Source organism: Achromobacter spanius, from assembly GCF_029637605.1.
GTDB lineage: Bacteria > Pseudomonadota > Gammaproteobacteria > Burkholderiales > Burkholderiaceae_B > Achromobacter > Achromobacter spanius_E.
Genome location: NZ_CP121261.1, coordinates 832,038 through 844,206, shown reverse-complemented (window position 1 = coordinate 844,206; position 12,169 = coordinate 832,038). Strand labels below are relative to the sequence as shown.

Here is a 12,169-nt window from a genome sequence, read left to right as displayed (position 1 = left end):
CTTGATTCACTTGGCCGCTTCCGGCCAGGAGCGGCCATGCTCAGTCCAGACAGCCTGCTGAACAAAATTGGCATCAACAAACTGCATCGCAGACTCTTGGTCTCACCTCACTCTTCCGGGGGAGACCAATCATGGACGGCGAGGAACCGCTCGGATTCTGGACGCTTCTCAAAGACGCTACCCACTGGGGCATCAAGGAGCGGAACGATACTCGAGTCGTAATTGGCAATCGTATTGACGTCATAGGCTCCATGATTCTTGGGATCGTCCATATACGCGTTATCCTCAAAACCGCTCAAGAACCGCCAACCGCTATCAACACTGTTGTCTGGTGCCTCTCGGTACATGAACCGAACCGGAAAACCTTCTACTGTTATCCGGTCGGTGGCAATGCATCCACCTCGGCCGATAACCAAGGGTTTGATTTCTTCCGAGGTCAGCTTGAATTTCTTTTCCATCTGCCTCTCCTAGTTGAGGGTTAGCAATTAACCAAATTTTGGCACACTGCGATTTCGAGGCGAAATTGCAGTCCGACACCATTAATCCAGCCATAACTCGGGCCATATCGCAACCACCAACCCAATAGCCTCGGCAACGCCGAACCCCAGACAGGCTGCGATCAAGGTTGCGCGGCGTGCGCGATCGATCCTGCCCGCAGCCGCGTTGGTGCCAATCAGGATCGCGGCAGGCCCGCCGATGCCGAAACTGAGCGGCACCAACAAGAATTCCAATCGCGCAGCCGCGCCGTACCCGGCCACGGCCGCCAGACCGTACGCCCCAACGTAGCCGGTGACGATGGCGATGGTGAGATTGGTACTTGTCGCGATAAGGGCCGACACGCCGCCGACCTTGAGAATGTCGGCAAATAGCCGACGTTGCAGCCGCACCGGTCTGGCGGCCGGCTGCAGCACCCCTTGGCCACGCCAAAGATCAGCAGCCACGATACCGGTATCAGGATGACGCCGCCGCCGCACACCACCCGCATCGGCAAGCGCACATTGCCACTGCCCCGAATGACCGCCAGCAGTGCATTGAACAGCCAAATCAGCGGTGCCCCGCCAAAGACGACGGCGGCATAGTGGTCGGCGTGCGCAAGCGCGGCGCCGCTGGCCCCCATGGCACTGAAAGCCACGGTGCCAAAAGCCAAGACGAGCCCCGCCGTGACAAGCCCAAACGCCACCGCAATGGCGACAGCATGCCAAACCAGCGCGTTGGCTTGCACGCGGTCGTTGCGCCCCAGCGCCCGCGCAACCGCCCCAAGCATTCCCCCACCGACCGAGCCGGTCGCAAGCGCCGTCGTCAACGCCAGCAATGGAAACACAACCGACACACCAGCGAGCACGTCTTCACCAAGCTGGGAGAGAAACCACACCTCCATCAGTCCGACTAAGGTTTGGCTGAGCATCACCAGCAGTGTCGGGCCGGCAAGCGACAACATCACAGGCAAAATTGGGGCGGTCAGCAGGCGCTCGGTCTGGACGTCACGGCTGCGGGAATCGGTCTGCGCGGTCATGACGGCACTCGAAGACGGTTCTGGGCGAGCGCAGAATAGGCCAATGGCGCGTTGGCGGGAATGTCGAATACACGGCAATTCGAGCCATGGTGATGGTCGGATGCGAAACAATGGGGTCAGGCTGGACTTATCCGGATTTCGGCGGTTGCTCAAACCAGCCCACATCTGACTCATGCGCCCGCGCGCTGAAGCGTTTTCAGTTGCAAGCCATGTGTAGTAGCAGCTTGCCTACGGTGGAACGGCTTGCCATATTTGCCGGGGCCCTTGTGGCCTGGGCAAGTGGATACTCGCCTCTGATAAGCACTCTGAGCTTGCCTTTGGCTATCCAATCGAACTTCCGCTACAACGGTAATCGGCCGATTCTGTTGAAAAACTCGATTGCGCGTCGCGATTGGTCGCGCTTACAAGGCCGATGACCTGGCGGCTTTCGCCATTTTTTCGATTGGAACCGGGTACTGATGCCCGGTTGCCTTGTTAATCGGTGGATTTCGCCTCAACTGGGCGCACCTGTGCCCTGAACCGGTGGCCCCGGAGAGGTAAGCATCGCAAGACGACGTAGGTTCTGAACGGCTGCTGCAAGCGTGAATTCGTCTGCTGCACCAGTAAGTCCGCGCAACCGCAAGCGGTCGATCTTCAAAATACGTTTGAGGTGTGCAAACAGCACCTCGACTTTCTTTCGTTCGTGACGTGAGCGCTGGTACTGCACGGTGGCGCCGATACGCCTGGCTACATCGCGTGCATCCTCGTGAATGCTGCGAGCGATCTTGCGCATCGGCGTATTGGGGCAGCATCGCGGCTTCATCGCGCACTTATCGCAGTCCGTGTTGCTGGCCCGGTAGATCACGGTGCCCGCCTTGGTGACGTGAGTGCGTTCGATCCTGAACATGCGCCGCTCGCTGCGCAGTGCATGGCCCTCGGGGCAACGATATTCGTTGGCCTCGCCATCCCATTCGAAGTCGCTGCTCGATAGACTGTCGTCCTTGCGCTGGGTTCTGTCCCAGACGGGGACGTGCGGCTCTATCCCCTTGTCTTGCACCATCCACGCCAGCATCGGCGCCGTGCCATAAGCGGTATCGCCGATGAGCCGATCAGGGATGATGTCGAATCGTTTCTCGACACGATCCTTGGTAGAGTCCACTTCTGCGGTGCAATGTGCAGGGGTGGCTTCGACGTCGAGGATCACGCCATGCTCGGTATCGATCAGATAGTTTGTCGAATAAGCGAAGAATGCGGGACCGCCAGGGGCGGCCGTCCACCGTGACTGCGGATCGGTCTGCGAGATTCGCCAGGGAACGGTTTGTTCGAACGCTTCGTCGTCGAGCGCTTCGAGATACTCGCGCACGGCACGCGTGCTGAGTGCCGGGTTCGACCAGTCGGTGGCCTCACTGGCAGGAACACCGCGCTGGCGGCTCGCATCAGCAGCCACGACGCTGGCATCGACAGCGAAGCCTTCGCCTTTGACTAGGCCCGCAGCCATGCAACGACGGACCACTTCATCGAACAACCAGCGGAAGGTATCGCTGGCGCGGAAACGTCCATGTCGGTTCTTGGAGAAGGTCGAGTGATCAGGCACTGCATCCTCGAGGCCGAGACGACAGAACCATCGATATGCAAGATTCAGTTGAACCTCTTCGCACAGACGACGCTCGGAGCGGATGCCGTAGCAATACCCAACGATCAACATGCGGATCATGAGTTCGGGATCAATGGAGGGGCGGCCAGTATGGCTGTAGTGCTCTGCCAGGTGTCGGTGGAGTTCACTCAGATCTAAACAGCGATCAATTGCTCTCAGAAGGTGAGTCGGCGGAATGAGGTCTTCAAGATTAAAGGCGTAGAACAACCGCTCTTGCCAGCTCGCTTGATGACCCATCATGTCGGTGCTCTCCGAACTCGCTGGCGCTTTGCAAATTCTGCCAGACGACGGAGACGGCCGCGAGTTTTTCAACAGAATCGGCCAGGAGCTGCTACTCACATACGTCAGACTCCACACTGGCCAAAAGTGGGCGTGAACATGCTCACGTAGGTTGGGGCACCTCACATACTTGGCTGCCCGGAGACATCGGGTGGTGTATAAGCTTCCCCTACGCCTATCTAAACTGAATCTTGATAAATCGCTTTTTGGCGGATTATTTATCCCTTCCTGCCGCAACTCCGCTGAGATGGGCTCGATGGCGCTGCAGACCCCGTTTGAATATATGCAATTGGAGCAATCACCTGATGACTAAAACTCCACCCCTTACTCTCGAAGACCGTTTGATGCGTTTGAAAGAGATCCTTCAGGATGAAATTAATCCCGCCCAGTTGGAGAAATTAGCTGCGGCATTGATTAGTTCGCTCACCCAGGTCGGGATCGGGGTCGCCAAATCGGGCTTTCAATCTGGGGGCGATGCTGGCCCTGCTGGGCGTCAAGGGCGTCGCTTTCGAATTGAGACTAAGCGCTACGGAGACACAACGAGTCTGAGTGACCGAGAGCTGCAAGGAGAGGTCGATGACGCTCTGTCGCGTGATCCCTCGCTGGAAGGATGGTTTCTTGTCGCTACTCGTGCGGCCCCCGAGCAGCTCGAAATGGCGCTCTTGAGCAAGAGTGATCAGATTGGGGTTCCCATCATCGTTATTGATTGGAAACCGAATTCATTCCCTGCATTGGCCGCACTCTGCACTGCGGATCCCGAGGTCCTCGGAACGTTTGTCTCGACTGAAGCCGAAAATCTCGCACGCGAGCTGCAGGTGGATGGTGCAGCCGTTTTGGCGTCACTCACTCGCGATCTTGAAAGTTGGCATCTGGGCTTCGAACGCTTGCGCTCGCTGTCGATACACCATCTGAAAAAGCTGTGGACTAAACCTTTCGCATCTGCGGCAGTCCTTGGGCAGGACACAGCGGGCGGTCACTATTCAACTACGATCAGGCGAGCGAGCAGCTTCGCAGCGCTGACCCACTGGTGGTCTGGCAGAGATACGACTGAAGCACCTGCTGCTGTAGTGGGCTGGGAGGGAGTCGGAAAAACATGGGCGACCCTCGACTGGCTTACGGATCGCAGTAGCGACCTTCCTATCGTTCTGGTTGTGCCTTCGGGTTCAGTGGCTGGTTTCAACGCTGTCTCGCAAGCATCCCTAAAAGATCTGATTGCAGCCCGATTTTATGAGTTGACGCAGGTACGAGATCTGGCGCATTGGCGGAAGAGATTGGATCGACTGCTATGTCGTCCTATCGAGGAGGGGCCGGTTCTCACGATCTTTTTCGATGGCTTGAATCAGGAACCATCAGCCCCTTGGATTGAGATTCTGCGCTATCTACAAGATGAGCCCTTCGCTGGTCGGGTGCGAGTTATCGTGACGACCCGAAATTTACACATGAAGGAGCGGTTAGGATCCCTTCGAGGTCTCGTTGTTCGACCAAATGAAATTACTGTCGATATTTACGATGACCTACCTGGCGGCGAACTAGATCAGCGTCTAGCTGCGGAGGGGCTGACTCGTGCAGATCTTCATGAGGATCTTGTTAAATTCGCCAGAACCCCGCGGCTCTTTAGTCTTGTTATTCGATTTCACAAGCGGCTCACCGACCCGGGGCAAGTCACGGTGCATCGTTTGCTCTGGGAGTATGGTCGCGACACGCTTGGAGCTCGTGCAGGAAAGTCTTTCAGCGAGGATGAGTGGCGTTCCTGGTTGCAGGAAGTAGCACAGCTACACATCGATGGCATCCGAAGGTACAGCATGCGGAGTCTTGGCGAGACGACGGAGCGGGCAGACCTTTCCAGCAATCAAGTGTTTCTTCGGCTGAGCGACATAATAGATACTCGGTTCGCAATCACGAAAGCGCCAGGCCAGCTTGAACTCTCATCGACGCTTGTGGCTCATGCGCTGGGAGCAGCTCTCCTTAGCCATATGGATGAGCTTGGCATTACGGATCGCGATAAGGCTGATCTTCAGTTCGCTGAGTGGCTTGATCCTATTTCTGGCCTAGATGAGCGCGCAGAAATTCTTCGTGCAGCAGTTTCAATCATGATTGAGCGGGATAGTGCTACCGCGTCAGCCGTGGCGTCGAGCTTGGTTTCTGAGTGGCTACGGTCGCAGAACATTCCAGATGAACACCGTACCGAGCTCACTCGTATTGCTGTTGCCATCCCCGATCCGTTGCTTGATACCGTCGCGCTTCAAGGTGAGGGAGCACAAAGGTCTGCAAGGGTCTGGGCCGTGAATGCGCTTCGCGCAATCCCAAGAAGCGATACCACGGCGCTTTCAACGATCATCAGCCACGTCATTACCTGGCTCAGAACCGTGTCCCGTGATGTCGATCATCCGGCACAACGTCATGAGGACTCTGAAAAGGCGCGGTCAGCGCGTTTCATGAAACGGTTAGGAGTCGACATCGATGGCCCATGCACTGTGCTCGGGAACCAGATTTTTCTTGTGGAACGACGATCTGATGAGGTGCTACGCACCATTCCTTCGTTGCTTGAAGGATTTCCCCTGGTCTCGGTTGTGCCGGTCTTTGAGGTTGCTGCATTGGTACTGGCACTCCGGGGGCGCTGCGACTTTTGGGACGGCTTGAAATGGCTTTGTCTGCTGAATAACGAAGACTTCACCGAAACCGCGAAAGGGCTGAGATTAAAGTCTGGGCAAATAGCAGCCAGAGTTCCAGAGCATGGTATCCATCCAGAGCTTCCCTTACGGGTTGCTGCCCTCTTGTTGTGGCTTTCTGGTGACGAGGATAACGAGGCAGCTGCAGTACAGCAAAATCCAGCTCTGGATCAGTCGTTTTCCTACGACGCCGATTATGCAAATGATCCTGGCCGAAGCATATTTAAGCTAGAACGCCGTCATGCAGAGCAAGTGTTGCTCGATGCGAGCCTTTCACTCCGGCGAAAAATTGACCGCACCAAAGCGTTCTGGCTGGATCCAGAATTCGCTCCCCCACCATCGTTTATCGAGGCGCTGCGAAAGGATTGCCAGGATATCGAGGTCAGCACTCTCGATACCAGCCGCTTGCAAACAGTTGAGGATCATGCGTTCAGCTCCCTGGCTCCTGTGCTTGCACGGTGTGCTCCAGATCTGCTTGCTCATCTGTTACGCACAAAAATAGTCGGCTTTGCCAACCGGCCGCCTGAACAGCGTTTAGCGAACGCCATCGGAATCACCGAGCAGCTGCTATTGGTAGATGATGCGTGCGCTGGATCAGCACGCGTTACGCGACTGAAATCTCAAGAGCTCAATGATGAACATGAGGCAACAGTGGCGAGTCAGCTGTTGTTAACGGAGATTCAACAACTTTCAGCTCTGGCGCAAGTAACTGCGGTCATTGAAGCCGATTTACCGGTTCATTTCCGAGACTTCGCGGAGGTCATGAAACCATTGACTGCGGATGAAACGGATGCATTAGTTGATCGATACGCTGGTGGAACGACCAAGCAAATCGAAGATTTAATCTCTCTTCTGTTGTACATCTCCAGAGAAATTGGTGACCGTACATGGCAGTGGTTGGAACCTTTGGGCTTTGATCCTGAGTTCAAATCCCAAACTGAGGTATTCAAGCTGCTGGCAACCACCGACGATGAGCGCTTTGGACGAGTGCTGGTAAATGCTGACTGGCAATGGCAGGCCGACGAAGTCGTCGAGAAGAACCATTTTGGGTCTCTAGCATTAATTGCTGCTACCAAAGGACTTCCTTTCGATCAAATCGCTTCGTCAGTAGCACCTTGGCTGTTGTTCAAGGCAGTTAAGATTAGAGGAGCTTCTGCTGCTGACGCGCACCAGGCAGTTGAGATTGTTGGGGGACTTCTTCATACGCCCCAGATCCAGGTCCCTGACCCCGGCTCCTACCTTTCCATTAATAGAGAGCATCGCAAGCAGTACCCATTCTCCATCTCGTTGACCCCTAAACCGGCTACTCATGATCCACTCGAGGAGCTACGAGATGCAATGGATGCTGAGAAACAACTTGCGGATCGACGTCGTGCCGTCGATACGGCCCTTGAGCGGATTAGGACCGCACACCAAGCTGGCGCGACCCTGTACCTTCACGATCTAGAACCCGATGACCTTGTACCAATCATCGAACACGTGCCCACAGCTGTGGATCTTTGGATTGAGGGAGCGAGTGAGGCTACGGCCGACTTCAAGCGGCGCGTGCGCTTGGCCGAAGGTCTCTATCTTGCGCTGTGCGAAGCTCTGCTTATTGCATCGCCTAAACAAGGGGCGATGTTGTGGCGGGCCCTGAGTGAGGCTCTGATAACTCGTTTCGTTGGGGAAGCTCAAATTGAAGAAATGACTCAAATGCTCTTTCGCGTACCTGAATCGGAAGAAGTTGAAAGGCTGCTTAAGGAGGTGGTGGATAATGCTAGTAACGATCAGCAACTATTTGAGGTAGCGATTGCAGCCAGCATGAACGGCAAAGAAGCGTGGCTAGATCGTATCATTCAGACTGACGAATCTTCTGGGGTGGTCTGGCGGCGTCAACGAGCGCAAAAACTGTATGGCTTCAAAAGCGGGAATCCGCTTCTCGATGTTTGGCCTCAGGGGCCAGAAGAGACTCTTCAAATATCACGAAGAAATGAAGCAGCACAATGGCGACACAAAGAAGCCTGCGCGCGCTATTGGTGGAGCTCTTACTGGAAATCAGAGAGCGATGAACATGCATTCGCAGCGTGGATTCTCTTCATGGAATCAGCAGATCGGCGGGCGTATGGCTGGATGAGATTGGAAACAGATGAACTCGATGAGTTCGCTCCCACTCTCCAGAGTCGTTTGGCACATGCCAATTACAATGCAAGCAACTTGAAATCTGCAATTAAAAAGCACGAGAACCAGCTAGATAGGAAATTTTTAGGTCGGACGATCATTGAGGGAATTGGTCCTTGGGGAAAAGCTACAAGCTAGCTTATTAACGAAAAGCGAACATAGGCTGGGGATGTCTATTAGAGTGGAGGGCGTCCAGTACTGCAGCTGCCAACGCCGTGCGACTGAGGTATCGCGATGAGTTTTTCTTGATCTTAGAAACCATCAGGTTTCTCCCAAGAAACGTCGGATTTCGCGACTGGTGATTCCAGCTTTGCAGTAGCGTGTGATCCTTGCCGTGTTGCCCGACACAGTCTTCTCGGCGCGCGCAATGTCTGGAAGCGCTCTGCTGGGTGGAATCCAGTAGACGCGCAGGTCTGAACCGTGGCTCAAGAAAAGGGAATAGGCGTGAAAGCCAGAAAGACGATCGCTGCACCGGAACTGCCTGCAAATATGAGCGACATGGCACGAGCCGCACTCCAAGAGCTGGAGCCCGCCGGGCCTCCGCGTTCGCCTGAGGAAGGACGCGGGCTGATGTTGTCGGCGCGAACAGAGGCTGGTCGAGGCCTTCCGCCCAACTACCTTGTCTATTTTCTTCTCGTTGATCTACTCAAGTTCCCGAGGCTTGGTCAATGGGAAAAGACCGCGTGGACGGTACCCGTCAGGTTCCGCGGTCGCCTGTACGGCATAGAGCATCGAAAGATGGGGCTCGGCGTCTTCGAACCGAATCTCGACCCCAACGCGAGAATGAGCGCTCGGCCAAGTCAGCAAGGCGAGAAGGACGCGACCGCTATTGTCGAAGCGATCAAAAAGGCCGTCTCAGTTGCGGCCCCATACTTCCAGTGGCGTGCACACCAAGCAATTGCGACATCAGATCTGAACGTCGTCAACAAAAACTCTGATCTGTTCGAACGCTACGAGTTTTTTCGCGACCAGTTCAACGCACAGGTCGTTGAAAGCAATGAGCTGGCAAGTAAGGCGAAGGACAGAGGAAGCGAATTTCCGGGGACGTTCAACTTCGAGCTCATCTCATCGTGGTTGTCCGTTAGCAAGCAAGTGAACTGGTATGCGCTGGCTGCCATCGAAGCTTTCTTCAGTTGGACTGAGCATGCGTTTATTCATCTCGCGATACTTCAGGGAAAGCTGACCGTGGGCACGCAAGTTGCAGAGCTCGCCGAGGGCAACTGGAATGCGAAATTCAAGGCCGCACTCGACATCTCGGATAAAGACACCAAAGCGCACTACGACAAGCTCTTGGATCTTCGTGCACAGGTAAGGAACTTCGTGGCTCACGGGGCGTTCGGCAAAGAGGGCCAAGCGTTTCGTTTCCACTCGGGTGCGGGCTCCGTTTCCGTTCTACTGACCAACGACCGAGACCATCAAGTTAGCTTCACAGGCCGCGTCGCCTTCGATGAGGCGTCGGCGATAACGGAGATCGGTTCGTTTCTTGACCACCTATGGGCGGGAGCACTGGCGCCCGCAAGGCACTATCTCTTCAGTGTCCTTCCTAGCATTCTGTCGTACGCGGCTGATGGTACCTACGCACGCGCTTTGCAGTCCGAGGAGGACATGCTCAGTTTCGTCGACGGCGTGACTCGTCGGTTCGAGCAGGCTGCGGACATGGCTTGGTAGGCCTACGAAGCTGCAGAAACGGACGGTAGTACCGGCGCAAGAGACCATCAAGATGCCTACGGCATAGGGCAGCTTGAGCATGCCGGCCCGTTGATTTCGCGAACAGAGATATTTGCTTGACCTCGGCGGCTGGCGCCCGCTTTGTAAACGCCCGGCGAACACATATTGAGCGCGTGCGTTGTCCTCGATAGTGTCCACCACTTTTAGGTGGACACCATGTCGAAGACAGAATTAGCACAGGTACCTAAGCGCCGGTCTTATCCGAGGGCGCTAAAGTCTCGGATTGTGGCCGAGTGCTGGCAGCCGGGGATATCCATCGCCGGGGTGGCGCTGGCGCACGGCGTGAATGCGAACCTGGTGCATAAGTGGATCCGTCAAGCCGAGCAGCAGGACGGCACGACGCCGGCATTCGTGCCAGTCGCGCTGTCGGCGGTACCCGCAGCGGGTCGCCATATCGAGATCCGCTTGTCGCGCGGTCCCGTGCAAGCAACGGTGCAGTGGTCGGAGAGCGAGGCGGGCGCCTGCGTGGCGTGGCTACGTGAGTGGCTGCGGTGATCCGTGTCGATGCGATGGTAATCCCCCCATTTTTAGCGATTGTCGTTCTCTTGTGGTGAAGCGCACAGAATGTGCCGGCAGTGCTGTTGTCCGCAGCATCAGTCATGAGACCTGAAGGTACTGGATGTTCAAGCCGAACTGACTACGCAGTCGCTCAAGATAGGTTTGCATTCCTGAGTCCAGAATGGGTTCTCCGACGGCGAACAGGCCCTTGGGCTTTAAGCCTTCGCCCCGATATCCGTAATCCAGCAATTGGCCCATCGCCTGGCGGACCACCAATGAGGCAGTTGGCGCAATTTTCAGTTCGTACACGAAGCTTTGTCCATCGGGGAAACGAACAACAGCATCAGCGTAACCGCCTGTTCCGGTCGGATATTCCGTGAAGACTTGTGGTTCCCCATATTCCTCGACCAACTGCGCATAAAGTTTCGTTAAGAGGGCATTGTGTCGCAGCGCAATTTCCCTTTCTTGCGCAGGAAGATACGCAAATGAAGACTCCGCACGAGGCCTGTGGCCTGGCCGAACACGCCCCGGATCACCCGCCCGCAATTGATCAATGACAAACCACGGAAAGATATTTCGCGCTAATAGGTCCTTGCCAAAGACTTTGAACTCGTCGAGGTGGACAACCAGCGCATGCGCCTTCTCCGCCCAGCTGTTCGCCGTCTTGTAAACGAATCCTGTATGCCGCTTGAACCATATCAGTACTTCATCGTGACTACTGTTGTCCACGGTGGTGTGATAGAGGTCAGGATGAATAGCAGCAAATACCCTAGCAATTAGCAGGCGAGGCACCATGCTTATCCGCCCTTGAACCCGCCACGCTTCGAACCGCTTCACGACAGCGTGATGCTGATTGGGGCGGCCATCGTTGAAAATGTCCGCCGTTATCACGATGAGTTCATCGCGGAGATCGTCGACGACATCGGACTTCAAGAGGCCTAGGCCTGCGTGGCTTATCGAATTATCCTGCTTCTTCCAGAGCAGTTCAAAGACATCAGCAGGCCGTCCGTCTGATCGCGCGTTCTGCACGATCGCCAAACTCTCTCGGTAGCGCGGCAACCAATCATTTCGACACCAATTCGTGGACGTGTTGAATCCATGCAGGAATGCTTGCGCCTCGGCGTCCAACACCGGATGAGTGCGACGCCGTACCGGCTCCGCTGCGGCCTCGGGAAAAGCCTCACGACCTTCACTGAGCCTAGCCCTCGCAGCGACTACCGCGTCTTCTGAAAACTCGCCGGGGAACCGAAGAATGACGGCTTCGAAACTGTGATGTTTCAGATTGGCTTGCGCAAGGACCTCGTAGCCGGGAGTCGGTCGACGATGGATAATGAGCTCTTCGACCGCACGGACAGGACTGCCGTTCTTGCGCAACATTGGCCAAGTGCGATTAGCTTTGTAGTTATCGCGTCCAGTCAATTCGCTCTGCCGATCCTCATATGCGTACACTGCCGCGGCGATTGCCTGTTCGGCGGGAGTGATGAATCCGTCCTCTATCGCTCGAAGTTCAGCCGCTCGCGCCAGTGCGGCGGCCGCAACGTCAGGTCGACCCAGCGACTCCGCGTTTTTAGCCATTTGGCACGCGTCCTGATAGGTCTTCAGCCTTGCGATGCGCTCTTGCATGGAAGTGATCCTTTTTTATAGCGGGAATTCTTGCATAATTTCCCGTCGCTCAATCTAGGGGCAGTGGGA

Annotated in this window: 9 protein-coding genes; 3 read left to right on the top strand and 6 right to left on the bottom strand. The window is 55.7% G+C overall.

The window, feature by feature from the left end:
- Positions 1 to 107: 107 nt before the first annotated feature.
- The 5 genes from P8T11_RS03810 to P8T11_RS03795 form a co-directional block, all read right to left on the bottom strand.
- Complete coding sequence (locus P8T11_RS03810; RefSeq protein WP_268078202.1) at positions 108 to 458, bottom strand: DUF2185 domain-containing protein; 351 nt, start codon at positions 456 to 458, stop codon at positions 108 to 110.
- 81 nt (positions 459 to 539) lie between these two features.
- Positions 540 to 758, bottom strand: a complete 219-nt coding sequence (locus P8T11_RS29195; protein ID WP_418910252.1) for an MATE family efflux transporter — start codon at positions 756 to 758, stop codon at positions 540 to 542.
- Complete coding sequence (locus tag P8T11_RS03805; protein WP_268078203.1) at positions 674 to 1,513, bottom strand: MATE family efflux transporter; 840 nt, start codon at positions 1,511 to 1,513, stop codon at positions 674 to 676. Before P8T11_RS03805 ends, P8T11_RS29195 begins: the two co-directional genes overlap by 85 nt.
- Positions 1,514 to 1,709: 196 nt before the next feature.
- A complete protein-coding gene (locus P8T11_RS03800; protein ID WP_268082456.1) occupies positions 1,710 to 1,838 on the bottom strand; it encodes a zinc-binding dehydrogenase in 129 nt (42 codons plus the stop codon).
- 168 nt (positions 1,839 to 2,006) lie between these two features.
- Positions 2,007 to 3,386: an IS1182 family transposase gene (locus P8T11_RS03795; RefSeq protein ID WP_268078204.1), complete on the bottom strand. Its 1,380-nt coding sequence runs from the start codon at positions 3,384 to 3,386 to the stop codon at positions 2,007 to 2,009.
- 344 nt (positions 3,387 to 3,730) lie between these two features.
- Here P8T11_RS03795 and P8T11_RS03790 point away from each other — a divergent pair, with 344 nt between their 5' ends.
- The 3 genes from P8T11_RS03790 to tnpA all read left to right on the top strand — a co-directional run bounded on the left by P8T11_RS03790 (position 3,731) and on the right by tnpA (position 10,474).
- Positions 3,731 to 8,389: a hypothetical protein gene (locus P8T11_RS03790; RefSeq protein ID WP_268078205.1), complete on the top strand. Its 4,659-nt coding sequence runs from the start codon at positions 3,731 to 3,733 to the stop codon at positions 8,387 to 8,389.
- 282 nt (positions 8,390 to 8,671) lie between these two features.
- Positions 8,672 to 9,919 (top strand): hypothetical protein, encoded by a 1,248-nt coding sequence (locus P8T11_RS03785; protein WP_268078206.1) that lies wholly within the window; start codon positions 8,672 to 8,674, stop codon positions 9,917 to 9,919.
- A gap of 216 nt (positions 9,920 to 10,135) precedes the next feature.
- Complete coding sequence (tnpA, locus tag P8T11_RS03780) at positions 10,136 to 10,474, top strand: IS66-like element accessory protein TnpA (protein ID WP_268078207.1); 339 nt, start codon at positions 10,136 to 10,138, stop codon at positions 10,472 to 10,474.
- 102 nt (positions 10,475 to 10,576) lie between these two features.
- On the opposite strand, the gene P8T11_RS03775 is transcribed toward tnpA, so the two are convergent.
- The gene (locus tag P8T11_RS03775) at positions 10,577 to 12,100 is read right to left on the bottom strand and encodes a hypothetical protein (protein WP_268078208.1); all 1,524 of its coding nucleotides are present in this window, start codon (positions 12,098 to 12,100) and stop codon (positions 10,577 to 10,579) included.
- Between the last annotated feature and the right edge of the window lie 69 nt (positions 12,101 to 12,169).

Bases quoted from the DNA above. Each gene is read 5' to 3' on its own strand.
- P8T11_RS03810 (WP_268078202.1), bottom strand. From the start codon at position 458: ATGGAAAAGAAATTCAAGCTGACCTCGGAAGAAATCAAACCCTTGGTT.
- P8T11_RS03805 (WP_268078203.1), bottom strand. From the start codon at position 1,513: ATGACCGCGCAGACCGATTCCCGCAGCCGTGACGTCCAGACCGAGCGC.
- P8T11_RS03795 (WP_268078204.1), bottom strand. From the start codon at position 3,386: ATGATGGGTCATCAAGCGAGCTGGCAAGAGCGGTTGTTCTACGCCTTT.
- P8T11_RS03790 (WP_268078205.1), top strand. From the start codon at position 3,731: ATGACTAAAACTCCACCCCTTACTCTCGAAGACCGTTTGATGCGTTTG.
- tnpA (WP_268078207.1), top strand. From the start codon at position 10,136: ATGTCGAAGACAGAATTAGCACAGGTACCTAAGCGCCGGTCTTATCCG.
- P8T11_RS03775 (WP_268078208.1), bottom strand. From the start codon at position 12,100: ATGCAAGAGCGCATCGCAAGGCTGAAGACCTATCAGGACGCGTGCCAA.